16 protein-coding genes and 1 tRNA gene are annotated in these 19,403 nt (G+C 63.3%); 4 read left to right on the forward strand and 13 right to left on the reverse strand.

Going from position 1 to position 19,403, the window contains the following annotated elements; genetic code table 11:
• Positions 1-58: 58 nt before the first annotated feature.
• The 9 genes from rpoB to QSV46_RS22555 form a co-directional block, all read right to left on the reverse strand.
• The gene (gene rpoB, locus QSV46_RS22515; RefSeq protein WP_314956885.1) at positions 59-4,177 is read right to left on the reverse strand and encodes a DNA-directed RNA polymerase subunit beta; all 4,119 of its coding nucleotides are present in this window, start codon (positions 4,175-4,177) and stop codon (positions 59-61) included.
• 486 nt (positions 4,178-4,663) lie between these two features.
• A complete protein-coding gene (gene rplL, locus QSV46_RS22520) occupies positions 4,664-5,041 on the reverse strand; it encodes a 50S ribosomal protein L7/L12 (RefSeq protein WP_094895389.1) in 378 nt (125 codons plus the stop codon).
• 54 nt (positions 5,042-5,095) lie between these two features.
• Positions 5,096-5,614 (reverse strand): 50S ribosomal protein L10, encoded by a 519-nt coding sequence (gene rplJ / locus QSV46_RS22525; protein ID WP_314956890.1) that lies wholly within the window; start codon positions 5,612-5,614, stop codon positions 5,096-5,098.
• Positions 5,615-6,196: 582 nt separating this feature from the next.
• The gene (locus QSV46_RS22530) at positions 6,197-7,150 is read right to left on the reverse strand and encodes a 2-hydroxyacid dehydrogenase (RefSeq protein WP_314956892.1); all 954 of its coding nucleotides are present in this window, start codon (positions 7,148-7,150) and stop codon (positions 6,197-6,199) included.
• A gap of 90 nt (positions 7,151-7,240) precedes the next feature.
• Positions 7,241-7,933, reverse strand: a complete 693-nt coding sequence (gene rplA / locus QSV46_RS22535; RefSeq protein WP_314956894.1) for a 50S ribosomal protein L1 — start codon at positions 7,931-7,933, stop codon at positions 7,241-7,243.
• 6 nt (positions 7,934-7,939) lie between these two features.
• The gene (gene rplK, locus QSV46_RS22540) at positions 7,940-8,368 is read right to left on the reverse strand and encodes a 50S ribosomal protein L11 (protein WP_007602986.1); all 429 of its coding nucleotides are present in this window, start codon (positions 8,366-8,368) and stop codon (positions 7,940-7,942) included.
• Between the two features lie 129 nt (positions 8,369-8,497).
• On the reverse strand, positions 8,498-9,055 hold the full coding sequence (nusG, locus tag QSV46_RS22545) for a transcription termination/antitermination protein NusG (RefSeq protein ID WP_015685389.1): 558 nt from the start codon (positions 9,053-9,055) through the stop codon (positions 8,498-8,500).
• Positions 9,055-9,246, reverse strand: a complete 192-nt coding sequence (gene secE / locus QSV46_RS22550; RefSeq protein ID WP_007602984.1) for a preprotein translocase subunit SecE — start codon at positions 9,244-9,246, stop codon at positions 9,055-9,057. Before secE ends, nusG begins: the two co-directional genes overlap by 1 nt.
• Positions 9,247-9,587: 341 nt before the next feature.
• Positions 9,588-9,663 (reverse strand) — tRNA-Trp (locus tag QSV46_RS22555).
• A gap of 165 nt (positions 9,664-9,828) precedes the next feature.
• On the opposite strand from QSV46_RS22555, the gene QSV46_RS22560 reads away from it, so the two are divergent.
• Positions 9,829-11,052, forward strand: a complete 1,224-nt coding sequence (locus QSV46_RS22560; RefSeq protein ID WP_314956904.1) for a serine hydrolase domain-containing protein — start codon at positions 9,829-9,831, stop codon at positions 11,050-11,052.
• Between the two features lie 4 nt (positions 11,053-11,056).
• Here QSV46_RS22560 and QSV46_RS22565 read toward each other — a convergent pair whose 3' ends face one another.
• From QSV46_RS22565 to QSV46_RS22575, 3 genes are all read right to left on the reverse strand, one after another.
• Positions 11,057-13,024, reverse strand: a complete 1,968-nt coding sequence (locus QSV46_RS22565; protein WP_314956906.1) for an AI-2E family transporter — start codon at positions 13,022-13,024, stop codon at positions 11,057-11,059.
• A gap of 120 nt (positions 13,025-13,144) precedes the next feature.
• Complete coding sequence (locus tag QSV46_RS22570) at positions 13,145-13,912, reverse strand: SDR family oxidoreductase (RefSeq protein WP_314956908.1); 768 nt, start codon at positions 13,910-13,912, stop codon at positions 13,145-13,147.
• Between the two features lie 115 nt (positions 13,913-14,027).
• A complete protein-coding gene (locus QSV46_RS22575) occupies positions 14,028-14,726 on the reverse strand; it encodes a histidine phosphatase family protein (protein WP_314956910.1) in 699 nt (232 codons plus the stop codon).
• A 132-nt stretch (positions 14,727-14,858) separates the two neighbouring features.
• On the opposite strand from QSV46_RS22575, the gene QSV46_RS22580 reads away from it, so the two are divergent.
• From QSV46_RS22580 to QSV46_RS22590, 3 genes are all read left to right on the forward strand, one after another.
• Positions 14,859-15,644: an SDR family oxidoreductase gene (locus QSV46_RS22580; protein WP_314956912.1), complete on the forward strand. Its 786-nt coding sequence runs from the start codon at positions 14,859-14,861 to the stop codon at positions 15,642-15,644.
• Between the two features lie 914 nt (positions 15,645-16,558).
• Complete coding sequence (gene argE, locus QSV46_RS22585; RefSeq protein WP_314956914.1) at positions 16,559-17,731, forward strand: acetylornithine deacetylase; 1,173 nt, start codon at positions 16,559-16,561, stop codon at positions 17,729-17,731.
• A gap of 239 nt (positions 17,732-17,970) precedes the next feature.
• On the forward strand, positions 17,971-18,267 hold the full coding sequence (locus QSV46_RS22590; protein WP_314956916.1) for a GIY-YIG nuclease family protein: 297 nt from the start codon (positions 17,971-17,973) through the stop codon (positions 18,265-18,267).
• Positions 18,268-18,329: 62 nt separating this feature from the next.
• Here QSV46_RS22590 and QSV46_RS22595 read toward each other — a convergent pair whose 3' ends face one another.
• Complete coding sequence (locus tag QSV46_RS22595) at positions 18,330-19,388, reverse strand: phosphotransferase family protein (RefSeq protein WP_314956918.1); 1,059 nt, start codon at positions 19,386-19,388, stop codon at positions 18,330-18,332.
• Positions 19,389-19,403: the final 15 nt, after the last annotated feature.

Here is a 19,403-nt window from a genome sequence, read left to right on the forward strand (position 1 = left end):
CAAGGCCTCGGGAGGGGCGCCAATGCCCGGCCGTGACGGCCGGGCATGAAAGGTCGAATTACTCGGCCGCTTCCGACGTCGACGCCGGACCCATCTTGGAGTTGTGCAGGTCGACGTTGAGGCCGAGCGAGCGCATTTCCTTGACCAGCACGTTGAACGATTCCGGAATACCGGCCTCGAACGTGTCGTCGCCGCGCACGATCGCCTCGTACACCTTGGTGCGGCCGGCGACGTCGTCCGACTTCACCGTCAGCATTTCCTGGAGCGTGTACGCCGCGCCGTAGGCCTCGAGCGCCCACACCTCCATTTCGCCGAAGCGCTGGCCGCCGAACTGCGCCTTGCCGCCCAGCGGTTGCTGGGTGACGAGCGAGTACGGACCGATTGAACGCGCATGGATCTTGTCGTCGACGAGATGGTGCAGCTTGAGCATGTAGATGTAGCCCACCGTCACCTTGCGATCGAACGGATCGCCGGTGCGGCCGTCATAGACGGTCGACTGACCCGAAGCGTCGAGACCGGCAAGCTTCAGCATCTCCTCAATGTCGGCTTCCTTGGCGCCGTCGAACACCGGCGTCGCGATCGGCACGCCACGGCTCAAGTTGTGGCCGAGCTCGATCAATTCGTTGTCGTTGAGCGACTTGATCGTCTCGTCGTCGCCGTAGACCTTCTTCAAGGTTTCCTTCAGCGGCTTGATGTCCTGCTTCGACAGGTACGCATCGACCGTCTGGCCGATACGCTTGCCGAGGCCGGCGCAGGCCCAGCCGAGATGGGTCTCGAGGATCTGCCCGACGTTCATGCGCGAGGGCACACCGAGCGGATTGAGCACGATGTCGGCATGCGTGCCGTCCTCGAGGAACGGCATGTCCTCGATCGGCACGATCTTGGACACCACGCCCTTGTTGCCGTGGCGGCCGGCCATCTTGTCGCCGGGCTGGATCTTGCGCTTCACCGCGACGAAGACCTTGACCATCTTCATCACGCCGGGCGGCAATTCGTCGCCGCGCTGAAGCTTCTCGACCTTGTCGAGGAAGCGCTGTTCCAGCCCCTTCTTCGACTCGTCGTACTGCTTCCGCATGGCCTCGATCTCGGCCATCAGCTTGTCGTTCGGAGAAGCGAACAGCCACCACTGCGACTTCGGGTACTCCTCGAGCACCGCACGGGTGATCTTGGTGTCCTTCTTGAAGCCCTTGGGACCGGCGATGCCCTGCCGCCCTTCGAGCAGCTCGGCAAGACGGTTGTAGACGTTGCGGTCCAGGATCGCCTGTTCGTCGTCGCGGTCCTTGGCCAGACGTTCGATCTCTTCCCGCTCGATCGCCAGCGCACGCTCGTCCTTGTCGACGCCGTGACGGTTGAACACGCGCACTTCCACGATCGTGCCCTGCACGCCCGGAGGAACGCGCAGCGAGGTGTCGCGAACGTCGGAAGCCTTCTCGCCGAAGATGGCGCGCAGGAGCTTCTCTTCCGGCGTCATCGGGCTTTCGCCCTTCGGCGTGATCTTGCCGACCAGGATGTCGCCGGCGCGCACTTCCGCGCCGATATAGACGATACCGGCTTCGTCGAGGTTCTTCAGCGCTTCTTCCGAGACGTTCGGAATGTCGCGGGTGATTTCCTCGGGCCCGAGCTTGGTGTCGCGGGCCATCACCTCGAATTCTTCGATATGAATTGAAGTAAACACGTCTTCCTTGACGATCCGCTCGGAGAGCAGGATCGAGTCTTCGAAGTTGTAGCCGTTCCACGGCATGAACGCGACGAGCACGTTACGGCCGAGCGCGAGCTCGCCGAGATCGGTCGACGGACCGTCGGCGATGATGTCGCCTTTCCTGACGATGTCGCCGACCTTGACCAGCGGACGCTGGTTGATGCAGGTCGACTGGTTGGAACGCTGGTACTTCATCAGACGGTAGATATCGACGCCCGACTTGGTCGGATCGAGATCTTCCGTAGCGCGGATGACGACGCGGGTCGCGTCGATCTGGTCGATCACGCCCGAACGGCGCGCCGCGATCGCGGCACCCGAGTCGCGGGCAACGACGCCTTCCATGCCGGTGCCGACGAACGGCGCCTCTGCGCGAACCAGCGGCACCGCCTGGCGCTGCATGTTCGAGCCCATCAGCGCGCGGTTGGCGTCGTCGTTCTCGAGGAACGGGATCAACGCCGCGGCCACCGACACGAGCTGCTTCGGCGACACGTCCATGTAGTCGACCTTGTCCGGCGTCACCGGCAAGACTTCGCCGGCATGACGGCAGACCACGAGGTCTTCGGTGAAGCGGCCCTTCGGATCGAGCGGCACGTTGGCCTGCGCGACCGTGTAACGGCCCTCTTCCATCGCCGAGAGGTACACGACCTCGTCGGTGACGCGGCCGTCCTTGACCTTGCGGTACGGCGTCTCGACGAAGCCGTACTTGTTCACGCGCGCGAAGGTCGCGAGCGAGTTGATCAGGCCGATGTTCGGACCTTCCGGCGTCTCGATCGGGCAGATGCGGCCGTAATGCGTCGGATGCACGTCGCGCACCTCGAAGCCGGCGCGCTCGCGGGTCAGACCGCCCGGTCCAAGCGCCGATAGGCGGCGCTTGTGGGTGATCTCCGACAGCGGGTTGGTCTGGTCCATGAACTGCGAGAGCTGCGAGGAGCCGAAGAACTCGCGCACGGCGGCAGCCGCCGGCTTCGCGTTGATCAGGTCCTGCGGCATGACCGTGTCGATGTCGACCGAGGACATGCGCTCCTTGATCGCGCGCTCCATCCGCAGGAGGCCGATGCGGTACTGGTTCTCCATCAGCTCGCCGACCGAGCGCACACGGCGATTGCCGAGATGGTCGATGTCGTCGATCTCGCCCTTGCCGTCGCGCAAATCCACCAAAGTCTTGATGACGGAGAGGATGTCTTCCTTGCGCAGCGTGCGCTGGGTGTCGGGCGCATCGAGGTCGAGACGCATGTTCATCTTGACGCGGCCGACCGCGGAGAGGTCGTAACGCTCGGCGTCGAAGAACAGCGACTGGAACATGGCCTGCGCCGAATCCAGCGTCGGCGGTTCGCCCGGACGCATCACGCGGTAGATGTCGAACAGCGCGTCCTCGCGCGTCATGTTCTTGTCGGCCGAGAGCGTGTTGCGGATGTAGGCGCCGACATTGACGTGGTCGATGTCGAGCAGCGGCAGCTCCTTGTAGCCCTGCTCGTTGAGGGCCTTCATCGACTTGTCGGTGATCTCCTCGCCGGCTTCGGCGTGGATTTCGCCCGTCTTCGGGTTGACGAGGTCCTCGGCGAGATAGTTGCCGACGAGTTCCTCATCCGACAGACGCAGCGCCTTCAGGCCCTTCTCCTGCATCTGACGCGCACCGCGAACGGTGAGCTTCTTGCCGGCCTCGAGCACGACCTTGCCGGTATCGGCGTCGATCAGGTCGTTGATGGTCGAGTAGCCGCGGAAACGGTTGGCGTCGAACGGAACGCGCCAGCCTTCCTTGGTCCGCTTGTAGAGGATCTTCTTGTAGAACGTGGACAGGATCGCCTCACCGTCGAGGCCGAGGGCGAACATCAGCGACGTCACCGGAATCTTGCGGCGACGGTCGATACGCGCATAGACGATGTCCTTGGCGTCGAACTCGATGTCGAGCCAGGAGCCGCGATACGGGATGACGCGGGCAGCGAACAGCAGCTTGCCCGAGGAATGGGTCTTGCCCTTGTCGTGGTCGAAGAACACGCCGGGCGAACGGTGCATCTGCGAAACGATGACGCGCTCGGTGCCGTTGACGATGAAGGTGCCGTTCATCGTCATGAGCGGGATATCGCCCATGTAGACGTCCTGCTCCTTGATGTCCTTCACCGACTTCGCGCCGGTTTCCTCGTCGATATCGAACACGATGAGGCGCAGCGTCACCTTGAGGGGCGCAGCGAAGGTCATGCCGCGCTGGCGGCACTCGTCGACGTCATATTTCGGCTGCTCGAACTCGTAGCGGACGAATTCCAGCATCGAGGTGCCCGAGAAGTCGGAGATCGGAAACACCGAACGGAACACCGCCTGCAGACCCTCGTCGAGACGACCACCCTGGGGTTCGTCGACCATCAGGAACTGGTCATAGGACGCCTTCTGAACCTCGATGAGGTTCGGCATCTCGGCCACTTCCTTGATATGTCCGAAGAACTTGCGAACGCGTTTGCGACCGGTGAATGTCTGCTGCGCCATCGTGGCCTCTCATTTCGTCGCCCGCTCTGGGCGCGCCGTCCAGGACGCGGTTGCCACCGCTCCCCGGGTTGAATTTTTCGAACCCGTTTTTTGGGAACCGAAAATCCAGTTTCAGGCCGTCATGTCCTGAATCTGTTCTTCAGACCTTCAAAACGCAAAACGACGCGCGGGGCGCATAGGCACTCCCGCCCGTCACAACGATTGTCTTACGGACTGCAAAAGCCCGAAATAGCTTGCTCTCCCAACGGCTTACAGGGAAACTGGCATCCCTGCCCACCGCGCTTTCGTGCTGTCGACCCGATATGGGGCGACAATAGTGCAGATTCGAGGGACAAACCCTCAAATCCCCACACTTTTTCGTGTTCGGCCTGCGTCGGGACGTCCCGTCGCACGCCTTTTGCATCTGACCCGCCCTCTTGAGGGAGGACCAGGATCCCGGGCCCCGCTCGATGCGCGCCCCGGGATCTCGTGCCGGCAAGCTTGCGCTTACTTGAGCTCGACCTTCGCGCCAGCCTTCTCGAGCTGGACCTTGAGCTTCTCGGCCTCGTCCTTGTTTACGCCTTCCTTGACAGGCTTCGGCGCGCCCTCGACGAGGTCCTTTGCTTCCTTCAGGCCCAGGCCGGTGATGGCGCGGACTTCCTTGATGACCTCGATCTTCTTGTCGCCGGCAGCGGCCAGAACGACCGTGAACTCGGTCTTCTCTTCCGCCGGGGCGGCGGCAGCGCCACCGCCAGCCGGGCCGGCCACGGCGACAGCCGCGGCAGCCGAAACGCCCCACTTCTCTTCGAGGAGCTTCGCCAGTTCGGCAGCTTCGAGCACGGTGAGGCTCGAGAGGTCGTCAACGATCTTCTGCAAGTCAGCCATTGTTCAGTTTCCTTACGTGTAAGTCTGGTTCGGGTTTGAGTTTTGCGAAGGGCGTCAGGCCGCTTCGCCCTTTGAGGCATGAGCCTGGATGACGCGCGCGAGCTTGCCCGCGGGCGCATTGGCGAGCTGAGCGAGCTTGGTCGCCGGGGCCACAAGCAGGCCGACGATCTTGGCGCGCAGTTCGTCAAGCGACGGCAGCGAGGCAAGCGCCTTCACGCCGTCGACATTCAGGACGGTCTTGCCCATCGAGCCGCCGATGATGACGAACTTTTCGTTCGCCTTGGCGAATTCGATGGCGACCTTCGGCGCCGCTACCGGATCGTTCGAAGTGGCGATCACGGTCGGTCCCTTCAGCATGGGGCCGATGGCAACGACGTCAGTGCCTTCAAGAGCAATTTTGGCGAGACGGTTCTTCGAGACCTTCACCGAGGCGCCAGCCTGCTTCATCTGCGTCCGCAGCTTCTGCATCTGGGCAACGGTCAGGCCGGAATATTGGGCAACGACCGCGACGCTCGTGGTCTTGAAGACCCCATTGAGCTGTTCGACCGCTTCCTTTTTTGCCGCTCGTTCCACAGCAAGCTCTTTCCGGTTGGCGGTCATCGCAAGAAGCGGGACCGCCGGGTTGCACCCATCGTCCCACCCAAAACCTGAACCTCGGGGCAAAACCCTTCGGACACGCGCCGGGCGAGACGACAATTCAAAGCCTGCCCTCCGGGAGCCCGTTAAGGCCCACGGCGTGTCGAGGTCCGAACCAGACCCGTTCCGCAGCCACCCTTAAGGTGGAAGGCGAAGTGAAATCCGGTCTTCACCCGTCTATGCAGGCCATGCGATTAAGCCGTTGAGAAATCGAAATTTCGCGCGGGCGCCTGCAGTCTTGGACAGGACAAGGTCAGCCGGCGAACCGTCCGACCCCTGCCCGCATTCCACCAACCGACGGGTTTTCCTTCCTTTTCCGGCAAATCCTCACGGACGTCCTGAAAAGGAATGATCTCCTGTCTTGTCGAGTTTTCGGAATGCGTGCACGAACGCGCCAGCCGAGGCCGGCACGTCCGGAAGCGGTTCTTTAACCGCTCGGAGCCCTCTTGCCAAGGGCAAAATTCGCACCACTTCCAATCGATTGCCGGCTGGGCTTGACCTGGGCCGATAAGGTCCGATTCAGGACGATTTGACCCCGTAAGGCAGCGGCTTGCCCTCGAAGAACGCGGTGAGGTTCGCCAGCACGCAATTCTGCATGGCAACGTGCGATTCGAGGGTGTGGCCGCCAATGTGCGGGGCGAACACCACATTCGGCAGCACCGTCAGCGCGTCGGGGGCGTGCGGCTCCTTCTCGAAGACGTCGAGGCCGGCGCCGGCAATGGTCTTGTCGGTGAGCGCCGCAACCAGGGCCTTCTCGTCGATCACCGAGCCGCGCGAGATGTTGACCACATAGCCGTCCACGCCAAGCCGCCTGAGGATATCGGCGTCGACGGCATGCTGGGTCTCGGCCCCTGCCCGCACCGCGATCATCAGCACGCTGCACCAGTCGGCCAGCGCCTCGAGCGTCGGGAAATATTGATAGGGCAGATCGTACTTGCTGCGGCTGAAATAGCCGATGTCGCTTTCGAACGCGGCGCAGCGCGCGGCGATCTTGCGGCCGATCTCGCCCATGCCGTAGACGCCGATGCGGCGGCCGGGCATGCCGGCCTGGGGCCGCATCATCGGCGACGGCTTCGATGCGGCCCAATCGCCGCTGCGGACATACTGGTCGGCAACCAGGATCCGCCGTGTCGTCGCCAGCATCAGGGTCATGGCGATGTCGGCGACCGAGGCCGCATTGGCGCCAGGGCTGTGGCCGACCGCGATGTTGCGGGCGGCAGCGGCCTTGAGGTCGACGCCGTCATAGCCGGTGCCGTAGCAGACGATAGTGCCGAGCTTCGGAAACAGGTCCATCGCCTCGGCATCCAGCGGCGAGCCGCCCGCGGTGAGCATCGCGCGGACACCGCTCAACTCTTTCGCCGGAAACACCTCCCGCGGCGGTTTGCCGCCGGTGTCGAGCAGTTCGAACCGCTCGGCGAAGCGCGCCATCATCGTCTTCGGGAAGCGCGAGTAGATCAGGACCTTGTCAGCCATTGTTCTTGTTTCCGGTGAACGCCGCCACAAACGACGAGGGGCGGAATCGGTTGCCCGATTCCGCCCCTCGCCTCATGCAATTTCCAAACCTCAGCCGAGAATGGTGCCCGGCTCGACCTTTACGCCGGGGCCCATCGTCGAGGACACCGCAACGCGCTGGATGTAGGTGCCCTTGGAGCCGGCCGGCTTGGCCTTGGAGACAGCGTCAGCCAGGGCCTTGATGTTCTCGACCAGCTTCTCCTCGGTGAACGAGGCCTTGCCGACGCCGGCCTGCAGGATGCCGGCCTTCTCGACACGGAACTCGACCGAGCCGCCCTTGGCACCCTTCACCGCGCCGGTGACGTCCATGGTCACGGTGCCGATCTTCGGGTTCGGCATCAGGCCGCGCGGGCCGAGCACCTTACCGAGGCGGCCGACCAGCGGCATCATGTCGGGAGTAGCGATGCAGCGGTCGAAATCGATCGTGCCGTTCTGCACCTTCTCGACCAGGTCCTCGGCGCCGACGACATCGGCACCCGCAGCCTTGGCCTCATCGGCCTTGGCGCCGCGGGCGAAAACGCCGACGCGGAGCGTACGGCCGGTGCCGTTCGGCAGGGTCACGACGCCGCGGACCATCTGGTCGGCGTGACGCGGATCGACGCCGAGATTGATCGCGACCTCGATGGTCTCGTCGAACTTCGACTTGGCGCGCTCCCTGACCATCTTGATGGCCTCCGCGAGCGGGTAAAGCTTTTCGCGATCAATGCCTTCGCGGGCCTTCTTCAAACGCTTTCCGATTGCCATGACCGCTTACCCCGCCACTTCCAGACCCATCGAACGGGCAGAGCCCTCGACCATCTTCATGGCCGATTCGATGGAATCACAATTGAGATCCTTCATCTTCTTCTCGGCGATCTCGCGCACCTGCGCCTTGGTCACCGCGCCGGCCTTGTCGCGGCCCGGCGCCTTGGAGCCGGACTGGATTTTGGCGGCCTGCTTGAGGAAGAAGGACATCGGGGGGGTCTTCATCTCGAACGTGAACGAACGATCGGCGTAGATCGTGATCACGACGGGAATCGGGGTGTTCTTCTCTTCCTTCTGGGTCTGGGCGTTGAACGCCTTGCAGAACTCCATGATGTTGAGACCGCGCTGACCAAGCGCGGGACCGATCGGGGGCGAGGGATTCGCCGCACCGGCCGGGACCTGAAGCTTCAGGTATCCGGTCACTTTCTTTGCCATGTATCACTCCTGTTGTGCCGGCGATTGCCGGCGGTTTCAGGTTCCGTGGTTGGGATCGAGCGCGGCTGGCGACCGCCCTCTTCCTCCCACAGCCTATTTTCGCGCGAAGCTTCGCTTCCCGCGTCTCGATCAGACCTTCTCGACCTGACCGAATTCCAGCTCGACCGGCGTAGCGCGGCCGAAGATCGACACCGCGACCTTCACGCGCGAGCGCGCCTCGTCGATTTCCTCGACCACACCCGAGAACGAGGCAAATGGGCCGTCGGCCACGCGCACGTTCTCGCCGATCTCGAACGACACCGACGCCTTCGGCCGCTCCACGCCCTCCTGCACCTGGTGCAGGATCCGCATGGCCTCCGATTCAGAGATCGGCATCGGCTTGTTCTCGGCGCCGAGGAAGCCCGTCACCTTCGGCGTATTCTTGATCAGATGAAACGCCTCGTCGGTCAGCTTCATCTTCACCAGCACGTAGCCCGGGAAGAACTTGCGTTCGGCGTCGATCTTGCGGCCGCGGCGCACTTCCGTGACCTTCTCGGTCGGAACCAGCACCAGCTCGAACAGCTCCTCGAGCCCGCGCTGCTTGGCCTGCTCGCGGATCGATTCGGCGACCTTCTTCTCGAAGTTCGAATAGGCGTGGACGATGTACCAGCGCTTGTCGGACGATTGGGTTGCAGCGGCTGTAGCCATCAGTGAATGCCCAAAAGGAAGGTGATGAGGACGCGGATGATCTGGTCGGCGGCGAAGAAGAAGATCGAGGCCACGGCGACCATGACGAACACCATGATGGTGGTGATCGTGGTCTCACGACGGGTCGGCCAGGTGACCTTGGCGGTCTCCGAGCGGACTTCCTGCAAGAACTTGAACGGGCTGACTGCCATCGTTTGATGTCCAACGTCCGTCGCCAGACGCGAATGAATTTCAGGGACCCGAACAGCCGCCGTTGGCCCAGCCCTCTGTCTCGAAGGATGAGCCGGAAACCGGGCTCGATTGTTCGGGGATTTCAAAGCCGCGCCGGAGATCCGCGTCTAACGGGCCGGCTGCGAGTGCGGGGTAGATACTGCGGATGGGGCCAAAGGTCAAGGTGTGACCGGGCCGGGGTACCCGCGACTGTGGCCAACGGACCCGATCGGGATCAAGGGCTTACCCGGTCCTCATGACCCTCGGTCCGAGCTTTTGCTCGGCGCTGTCCTGCCTGTTGATCCTGATCGTCTGGGATAGCTGGCAGGAGTGGCAGGGCTCGAACCTGCGACCCCCGGTTTTGGAGACCGGTGCTCTACCAATTGAGCTACACTCCTACGGACCCTCACGTCACCGCGCGGATCAGGGGCGCTTTCAAGCACAGGGGACGGCTGGTTTGCAAGGACGGATTGCAAGGGTGAAGCGCGCCGGCTTCGCTTGTTTGTGCCGCACTTTCTGGGCCACTCTCCGCTCCGAATAATGAAAAGCAACCGGGAGTGCCCATGACCGCTCAAACCGCCGCCAAGCCCGCCAACAGCCCCGCGACCCCGCCCCTGCCCGAGGCCACGCCAGAAACGCTCGGCCTGTCGCGGCTCCGCCTCCAGGCGATGTCGGATGCTTTCAAGCGCGAGATCGACAAGGGAACCGTTCCCGGGATGACCGTGCTGGTGGCGCGGCGCGGCCAGGTCGGCTGGTTCGAGGCGCTCGGCAAGCAGAGCCCGGCGGGCCCCACGCCGATGGCGCTTGATTCGATCTTCCGGATCTTCTCGATGACCAAGCCGATCGTGTCGGTCGGCATCATGGCGCTGGTCGAGGACGGCCATCTCCTGCTCGGCGATCCCGTCGCCAAGTTCATTCCGGAGTTCGCCGACCAGAAGGTCGGCGTGGTCAGCGGCGGCGGGCTGGAGCTGGTTCCACCGAAGCGGCCGATGACGGTGCAGGACCTGCTCCGCCACACCTCTGGCCTGACTTACGAGCACCAGGGCGACGGCCCCGTGCACAAGCTCTACCAGGAGTCCCGCGTCCGCAGCCGCAAGATCACCAATGCCGAGCACGCTGCGCTGGTGGCGAGCTTCCCCCTCGTCTGCCATCCCGGCGACGAGTTCAACTACAGCCGCTCCACCGACATTCTCGGGCGCATCATCGAGGTCGTCAGCGGCAAGTCGCTCGCCGCGTACCTCACCGAGCGCATCCTCGCGCCGCTTCAGATGACCGAGACGGGCTTCTCGACCTCAGAGGCCAATGCCAACAGGCTCGCCGAGCCGTTCGCGGCCGATCCCTGGACCGGCGACAAGGTCGCGCTGTTCAACATGATCGAGCAGCCGATCATGGAGTCGGGCGGCGGCGGTCTGGTCTCGACCACGATGGATTACGCCCGCTTCTGCCTGATGCTGCGCAATGGCGGCACGCTTGACGGCAACAGGATCATCGGCCGCAAGACGCTGGAGCTGATGGCGTCCGATCACCTGGGGCCTGATGTCGTGACCAACGGCACGCTGCTCTCGCCAGGCCACGGCTTTGGTCTCGGCTTCGCGGTCCGCCGCGAAGCCGGTATCGCGCCGTTCCCAGGCAGCGTCGGCCAGTATTTCTGGAGCGGCATTGCCGGGACGTTCTTCTGGATCGATCCCAAGGAGGATCTGTTCACGGTGTTCATGAGCCAGGGCCCGGGCCAGCGCGACTTCACGCGGACCTTGGTGCGGGATCTGGTTTACGCGGCGGTTGAATAGCTTTTCAGGCACGCGCCAACAACGCAGGCTCTGCGAAAGGCGGCGCGGAGCCATCTTGGCCTTGTGCCATGGAGACGACGATTTGCGCCGCCTCGCGCAGCGAGGTGGCAAACAGATCGGCCTTCGCCGTCTCACGCAACTCGTCGATGTTTGCGACGCCCTCCGCCCAGCATCCAACCATGATGGATGCCTGCGGCAGCTTGCGGCGAAGCCGGCGCACCGCGTAGCGCAGATGCGCCGGGCTCGTGATGCCGATATAACTCAAACAGACCAAAGCCACGCCTGACGTTTCAAGTCGGAAAATATTGCCAGTGGACAAGGCCGCCGGTCCTTCGACACGGCTGCCGACGCCATGCGCGCGGCACAGATGTGAGAACATGATGGCCCCGGCCTCATCGAGCATGGTTCGGCCTCCGATGCAGAGCACGGCATTTTCGCCGCGAAATCGCTCGCCGAGGGCCGCTGCATCGAGCACAGGGACGTCCGGCTGGTCATTGGCTGGCGCAACGGTTTCAACGGCATCGACCGCTTCGGCGTCCACGGTCCGCTCATTTCCGACAGGACGGCCATCGTCCTGGTCCGAGAGATCATCGACGAATTCGACCACGGTGTCGCGAATGCGGGCGAGCCTCGTCTGGTCCAGAGCAGCGCGGTCAAGGTCCGACTGGGCCAGTTGCATACCCTTGAGCGCCACTTCATCGTAATAGGCCGCGAGTGACCTCTCCTTGAGAAATTGCTCGGCCTTCTCGGCGGCTTCGGTCGGGTCCCCGGCCAGCATGCGTTGATAGAAAATCTCTGGAGGCGAGAGCGCGGGGCGATCGCCGAACATGACGTCCAGGAAGGACAGCCTTTCAACGTGGCGGCCCAGCACGACCAGACAGACGGTGAGAGGCGTGGCCAGCACGAGCCCGATCGGTCCCCACAACGCCGTCCAGAAGGTCGCGGAGACGACGACTGCCACGGGCGAAAGGCCAGTGGTGCGACCGTACAACAGAGGTTCGACCACTTGCCCGACCAGCGGTTCCATGACGAAGAATAGCGCTGCGGTCCACACCAGCATCCACCAGCCCGGATCGACTGCGACCGCGAGCGCGAGCGGAAACGCGGCGGCTATGATCGAGCCAATATAGGGTACAAAGCGCAGCACGGCCGCAAGAATGCCCCACAGCGCCGCGCTGGGAATCCCAATCAGCCAAAGGCCGGTACCAATCAGCACGCCAAAACCCGTGTTGAGCATCAGCTGATTGAGGAAAAGCCGGCTCAGGCGCGCCGCTGCGTCGTCGAGTGCCGCTGTCGTGCGCTGCAGATCGTGTGAGCCGGCCAGCCTGATCAGACGGTTTCGAAGATCTTCGCGTTGAATCAGGATGAAGATCACGAAGATGACGATGATCCCGGTCGTTGCCAGCGGCGACACCAGGGGCGCGATCAGCGAGCGCAGGCTCTCCAGCGCGCCGGGATCAGGCTGCAAGACCTCCACCGGAACCGGCTTGACGCCGGAATGGGCCAGGGTGCCGGAAGTCAGCGGATTGGCGGGCGCGACCGATTTGGGCTTGTCCAGCTCCTTGCCAAGGTCCTGAAGCATCTCTGCGGCACGCTCGAGCGTAGAACTGCTGCCTGCCACGCCACGCACCGATTGGATCTTGGACAGGATCGTCGTTTGGTACTTGGGCAGATCGCCGGCCAGGCCATTGAGCTGCGTCGCGATCACGCTTCCCAGGGCGAAAATGATCGCGAAGGCAAACATCACGACGCCCACAACCGCCAGCGCGCGCGGAGCGTGAAGACGCTGCATCAACCTGACGGGAGCGGCGAGGACGAAGCTCAGCAGAATGGCGAGCGCGACCGGAACGAAGATTTCCCGGCCCAGATAAAGAGCGGCGACGATGATGATGCTGAGGATGGCAGCGCCTACCGTGACAACCATCGCGGAGACGTCGTCGGGAGATTGCGGCTTGATCACCGTAGGGATCATCTGTCTCGCTTCCGGCCCTCGCCTGCCGCGCCGTGACGACGATGCGAGGACCAACGGGCCGGGAAGTGGTTGGTTCCGCGCCAGACTGGCGCCCACCATCTTCCCTATCCGTGCGCGAGCTCAGCTGATCGTAGCCCCGCCGTCGATCACCATGGTCTGGCCGGTCATGAAGTCCCCGGCCTTCGACCCCAGAAACACCGCGGCGCCGGCGATCTCGTCGGGGATGCCGATGCGCAGCAGCGGCGAGCGCGAGGTTGACGCTTTCAAATTCTCCGGATTGTCCCACAGCGCCTTGGCAAAATCGGTCTTGATCAGGCCGGGCGCGATGCAGTTCACCCGGATATTGTGCTTGCCGTATTCGCAAGCCAAGTTGCGCGCGAGCTGCATGTCGGCGGCCTTCGAGATGGCGTAGGCGCCGAGGATGGTCGAACCCTTCAGGCCGCCGATCGAGGACACGATGATGACCGAACCGTCCTTGCGCTCGATCATCTGCGGCACCACCATCGAGATCAGCCAGTTGTTCGCGACGATGTTGTTGTCGAGAATCTTTCGGAACTGATCGTCGGAGATGCCGGCGAGCGGACCGTAATACGGGTTCGACGCGGCGTTGCAGACCAGCACGTCGATCTTGCCGAAGGCGCGGTTGCTCTCGTCGACGAGGTTTTGCAGATTCTCCTTGGACGAGATGTTGGCGGCGACCGCGACCGCGGTGCCCTTGCCGAACTTCTCGTTGATGCCCTTGGCAACTTCTTCGCAGACATCCGCCTTACGTGAGGAGATCACCACCTTGGCGCCGTGCTCGGCCATGCGCTCGGCGATCGCAAGCCCGATGCCGCGCGTCGATCCGGTGATGACGGCGACTTTCCCCTTCATGTCGAACAAGGTCATGTTTCTCTCCCAGATTGATCTTCGTGTTCATTGTCATTCCGGGGCGGCGAAGCCGAACCTGGAATCTCGAGATTCCGGGTCCGGTCCTGCGGACCGTCCCGGAATGACGGCTCAGTCACGCGAGCTTCTTGACTTCCGGACCCGCCGGCTGGTGCATTGCCGCATGCGCATCGTCCGCGATCCACGGCTGCTGGTTCACCATCGGCAGCCTCCACACCGTGCGTTCGGCGCTTGAGAAATAATCGAGCCGCGTGATCGAGCAATTGTCGATGTCGAACGACAGCGCCTTCTCCACCTGACCGTCGAGCGCGAGCCCGATCGCTGCCTTGATGGTGCCGCCATGGGCGACCGCGATCACGTCCTGGCCTGCCGCCTCGACGTTGATCCGATCGATGACGCGGCGCGCGCGGTTGTAGAGATCCATGAAGCTTTCGCCGCCGGGTGCGGGCTCGTTGATGTCGGCGAACCAATTCGTGCCGACGGAACGGCTGGCGATGAACTGGGCACGGTTCATGCCCTGCCAGCGGCCGAGATTCTGTTCGGCAAGGTCCGGCTCCCACTTCATGGATGCAGGCCGCGGGAAGCCGGTCGCCCAGATCGCTTCGGCGGTCTGGTGTGTGCGCATCAGATTGCTCGAATACCAGACCGCCTTGCGTGGCAGCACCTTGGCAACAGCATTGAAGACATAGGTGTCGGTGGTGTCGCAGGCGATGTCGGACTGTCCGTAGATATTGCCGCCGTCATTGCGCACCGGTGCGTGACGGACCCACCACCAGCGTGTCGTGACCACATTGGGCTTGTCTGCGCCTGCCATCGAAACCCTTCCATCCCGTTTGATGTCGCTGTACGTCAGGTATGAACGTGTCTCAAGACACTTTACCGTTTCAAATTCTGTTTGAAATTCCGTCGCGCGGCAAGCGTCGCGCACATACAAAGGGAGAAACGCATGGGCCGCCTGCAAGGCAAATCCGTCATCATCACCGGCGCCGGCAGCGGCATCGGCCGCGCCGCAGCACTGCTGTTCACCAAGGAAGGCGCAAAGCTGATCGCGGTCGACCGCACCGAGGCGGTGAAGGAAACCGTCGACGAGGTGAAGAAGGCCGGCGGCATCGCGGAAGCGATGATCGCGGACGCGGGCTCGGAGACAGACGTCATGGCCGTCATCGACAAGGCGGTGAAGACGCACGGCCGGCTCGACGTGATCTGGGCCAATGCCGGCGTCAGCGGCGGGCTCGTTCCGCTCGGCGAGCAGACCGTAGAGCATTGGCAGGAGGTTTTGCGCGTCAACCTGATCGGTCCGTTTCTCGCGGTGAAGCACGCGATGCCGCACATGGTGAAGCAGCAGTCCGGCGCGATCGTGCTGACCGCGTCCGTCGCAGGCCTCAAGGCCGGCGCCAGCGGACATCCGTACGCGGCGAGCAAGGCCGGCGTCATCAGCCTGGTGCAGACCACGGCCTATTCGCTCACCGGCACCAACGTGCGCATCAACGCCGTGTGTCCCGGCCTGATCGAGACCGGCATGACCAAGCCGATCTTCGACCGCGCCAAGGAGCGCGGCACCCAGGACAAGATCGGCCAGCTCAACCCGTTGAAGCGTCCCGGCCAGCCGCACGAGCTCGGGGCGATGGGACTGTTTTTGGCGAGCGACGAGGCCTCGTATGTCAACGGCCAGGCGTTCCCCGTGGACGGCGGCCTGACGGCGTCGATGCCGTATACGGGCAAGCCAGTTTAGCACGCGCACTCTCGTGTCCCGGACGCGGTGCAACGCTCATAAGCGCGTTGACGCGCGTCTTCGACCCGCTATGGCGTTGCGGCGCAGAGCCGGGACCCAGCAGGCCACGGCACCCGCTGCTGCATGGGCCCCGGCTCTGCAGCGCATCACTTCGTGCTGCGCAGCGTCCGGGGCACGAGAGTGTTGTTGAACGACTGACATGGGCTCGCATCCTCGCGGCTTGTTTCGCCCGAGCTTTGCTTCGTCGCTTCACCCTCAAATGAAAGAGGGCGCAGGGAAGACCGGGTGCCGGCTGGCACCCGCGGTCCACTGTGCGACGTTGCAGTCGAAAAATTTGCACAGCGGCATACAGGTGTAGCCAAAACATCCGGCCTTCCCTGCGCAGTGGCTTTACGGCTTATGTCGTGATCTCCCCGGGGAGCGATGCACTATTGCCCCCGTTGCCGTGCAGATGACTGATGCGCGGGCCCGGTCGGGCCGCCACATCACCGCAAGACTTGACGCACAGACCCCGGGCGTCAGGACCACACGATTTTGCCGTACGCCGATCACACCGGTCGTGCGCGCGACGTCCTCGCTCACGGTTCCCCGCCCTGCGAAACCCTTCGCGCCGATGTGGCCTGCGTCCACCGCCGTCCGACCCGCGTTCGTGACGATCGCGATACGCCCCTCTTCCTTGGGCCGGGTTGCGCGCAATATCCGCCTATTCCGAATTTCTGTAAAGGCGAATATTTTTGGCGTCGCGCATTGACCGGCAAATGGGTGTTTTGCCCGTCGGGCAACGCGATATCTTGTAGCCCGGACGAAGCGGGCTACGGACTACGGATTTGTGTTGATTTGCCCATCGGACCGCCACGTTGGTATGGTTCATGCAGGCGACCTAGCCTCCTTCTTCTCCTGACAAGAACGTGACAATGCCAAGCTCAAGACCCGACCGGATTCGCAAGCTCCTCGCCGACCTCGTCGGCTTCGACACCGTCAGCGACCGCAGCAACCTGCCCCTGATCGCGCATATCGAAAACTATCTCGCCGCGCTCGGCATCAAGGGTGAGCGCATCACCGACGACACCAAGCAGAAGGCTTCGCTCTGGGTCACGATCGGGCCGGAGGATCGCCCGGGGTTCGTGCTGTCGGGCCACACCGATGTCGTGCCTGTTATCGGCCAGGACTGGAGCCACGATCCGTTCAAGCTGGTCGAGCGCGACGGCAAGCTTTATGGCCGCGGCACCACCGACATGAAGGGTTTTGTCGCAGTGTGCCTCGCCATGGTGCCGGAGATGCTGGAGGCGAAGCTGGCAACGCCGATTCATCTGGCGATTTCTTATGACGAGGAGATCGGCTGCGTCGGCGTCCGGCCGATGCTGCGCGAGGTCGCAAAGAAACCGATCCAACCGCTCGGCGCCTTTATCGGCGAGCCGACGGAGATGAAAGTCATCATCGGCCACAAGGGCAAGCACGGCGTCCGCGCGACCTTCCGGGGGCTCGCGCGCCATTCCTCGATCGCGCCCGACGGCGTCAACGCGATCGAATATGCCGCCGAGCTGATCGTCGAGATCCGCCGCCGCGCTGTCGCACTCGCAGCCGTGCGTGCGACCGACAGTCTCTACGACGTTCCGCATTCGACGCTGCTGACCAGCATCGTGCATGGCGGCGCCGCGCTGAACATCGTGCCGGACACCTGCACGGTAGATTTTGAATGCCGCGGCATCGGCATCACCGAGTCGCGCGAGGTGACGGATGCGATCGTCGCCTGGGCCAAGGCCGAGATCGAGCCGGCGATGAAGGCGCGGCATCCGGACTGCGGCATCGATTTCGAGGAGATTCTCGACTATCCCGCGCTCGACACCGCCGCCGACGCGACCATCGTCACCCTGGCCAAAAGCCTTGCGGGCCGCAACGACCACGCCAAGGTCGCCTTCGGCACCGAGGCGAGTTTGTTCGCCAGCATGGCCGATGTGCCGTCGGTGGTGATCGGCCCGGGGTCGATCGCGCAGGCGCATACGCCGGATGAGTTCGTGGCGATGGCGGAGCTGGAGAAATGCGCGGGGTTCGTGGAGAAGCTGATCGCGCATTGTGTGAGGGGGTGACCCGAGTTCGCAAATACTGGATCCCGGCTCTGCGCAGCAACGATTAAGGCGTTGCAGCGCGTCCGGGACACTGGTCGCCCTCGGAGGCGAAATCGTACACGTGCAAATCCGATCTCGTGTCCCGGACGCGGTGCAGCACGAAGTGATGCACCGCTGAGCCGGGACCCAGAGGTGCTTGGCGAACTCGTTCAATTGTGCAATCTTAAGTCGATAAAATCGAAAATGCTGATCGCGGAGCCATGCCCTACTTCGTTTACATCTTAGCGAGCAAACGAAATGGCACTCTTTACATTGGAGTGACGAACGATCTCACCCGACGCATCACGGCGCACAAGGCCAAGCTCATCCCCGGCTTCACGCGGCAGTACGACGTTACAATGCTGGTCTACTTCGAAACATTCGAGTTCATCCTCGAAGCACGTGCACGCGAGCATTCGCTGAAACGGTGGCGGCGCGCGTGGAAGCTCAAGCTGATCGAAGAGCTCAATCCAGATTGGCGCGATCTTACGGACGAGCTGAATACCTTGGCGACGTGACTGGGTCCCGGCTCTGCGGAGCAGCACTTCGTGCTGCACCGCGTCCGGGACACGAGAGCGGCTTAAACCGCGCCCGCCTTCTGCGCGTACTCCCACGAGGCCTTTGACAGCGGCACGGTGCGCTTGGCTGACTCCAGCGCCTTGGCGTTGGCGGCGGTGCCGTCGCGGACGCGGCCGGCGATGCCCTGGGTGATGCCGGCGAGGCGGAACAAATTGTAGGCAAAATACCAGTTGAGGTCTGGCACCGTCATGTTGGTGACGTTGCAGTAGATCTGCGCGGCTTCCTCCACGCTCGGGATGTTGAGCGCCTTGAGGTCGGCGCCGTCGAGGCCCGGCATCACCCACTGCATCAACAGATAAGTGAAGTCGGCCATGGGATCGCCGAGGGTCGACAGCTCCCAATCCAGCACGGCCTGCACGCGCGGTTCCGTCGCGTGGAAAATCATGTTGTCGAGCCGGTAGTCGCCGTGAACGATCGAGACGCGGGCCTGTTCCGGCACAGTCCGCGGCAGCCATTCGGCGACCTTCTCGAACTCCGGAATGTGCTGGGTCTCGGAGGCGCGATACTGCTTGGTCCAGCGGTCGATCTGGCGCGCGAAATAATTGCCGGGCTTGCCGAACTCGCCGAGGCCGATCGCGACGGGATCGAACATGTGGAGCTTTGCCAGCGTCTCGATCTTGCTGGTGAATATCTTCCGGCGCGCATCGGCATCCTGGCTCGGCAGCGTCGGATCCCAGAACACCCGGCCGTCTTCCATCGACATGATGTAGAAGGCCGAACCGATGACGCCGTCGTCCTGGCACAGCGCATAGGCGCGCGCGACCGGAAAGCCCTGCTTTCCAAGGGCTGCGATGACGCGGTATTCGCGGTCGACCGCATGCGCCGATGGCAGCAGCTTGCCGAACGGCTTTCTGCGCATCACGTAGGAACGGTTCGGCGTGTCCAGCCGGTAGGTCGGATTGGACTGGCCGCCCTTGAACTGGAGGACCACCAGCGGGCCCTGATAGCCTTCGACGTTGTCGCGCATCCAGGCTTCGAGCCGCATCTCGTCGATACGGTGACGCTCCTCGACCGGCTTGGTGCCCGAGAACTCCTCGTCTTTCCTGACGCCGTCAGCCAATGTGACGCTCCCTCT

Origin of the sequence: Bradyrhizobium cosmicum (genome assembly GCF_032290525.1) — a bacterium.
Classification (GTDB): Bacteria; Pseudomonadota; Alphaproteobacteria; order Rhizobiales; family Xanthobacteraceae; genus Bradyrhizobium; species Bradyrhizobium cosmicum_A.

Bases quoted from the DNA above. Each gene is read 5' to 3' on its own strand.
- rpoB (WP_314956885.1), bottom strand. From the start codon at position 4,177: ATGGCGCAGCAGACATTCACCGGTCGCAAACGCGTTCGCAAGTTCTTC.
- rplL (WP_094895389.1), bottom strand. From the start codon at position 5,041: ATGGCTGACTTGCAGAAGATCGTTGACGACCTCTCGAGCCTCACCGTG.
- QSV46_RS22530 (WP_314956892.1), bottom strand. From the start codon at position 7,150: ATGGCTGACAAGGTCCTGATCTACTCGCGCTTCCCGAAGACGATGATG.
- rplA (WP_314956894.1), bottom strand. From the start codon at position 7,933: ATGGCAATCGGAAAGCGTTTGAAGAAGGCCCGCGAAGGCATTGATCGC.
- rplK (WP_007602986.1), bottom strand. From the start codon at position 8,368: ATGGCAAAGAAAGTGACCGGATACCTGAAGCTTCAGGTCCCGGCCGGT.
- nusG (WP_015685389.1), bottom strand. From the start codon at position 9,055: ATGGCTACAGCCGCTGCAACCCAATCGTCCGACAAGCGCTGGTACATC.
- secE (WP_007602984.1), bottom strand. From the start codon at position 9,246: ATGGCAGTCAGCCCGTTCAAGTTCTTGCAGGAAGTCCGCTCGGAGACC.
- QSV46_RS22560 (WP_314956904.1), top strand. From the start codon at position 9,829: ATGACCGCTCAAACCGCCGCCAAGCCCGCCAACAGCCCCGCGACCCCG.
- QSV46_RS22565 (WP_314956906.1), bottom strand. From the start codon at position 13,024: ATGATCCCTACGGTGATCAAGCCGCAATCTCCCGACGACGTCTCCGCG.
- QSV46_RS22570 (WP_314956908.1), bottom strand. From the start codon at position 13,912: ATGACCTTGTTCGACATGAAGGGGAAAGTCGCCGTCATCACCGGATCG.
- QSV46_RS22575 (WP_314956910.1), bottom strand. From the start codon at position 14,726: ATGGCAGGCGCAGACAAGCCCAATGTGGTCACGACACGCTGGTGGTGG.
- QSV46_RS22580 (WP_314956912.1), top strand. From the start codon at position 14,859: ATGGGCCGCCTGCAAGGCAAATCCGTCATCATCACCGGCGCCGGCAGC.
- argE (WP_314956914.1), top strand. From the start codon at position 16,559: ATGCCAAGCTCAAGACCCGACCGGATTCGCAAGCTCCTCGCCGACCTC.
- QSV46_RS22590 (WP_314956916.1), top strand. From the start codon at position 17,971: ATGCCCTACTTCGTTTACATCTTAGCGAGCAAACGAAATGGCACTCTT.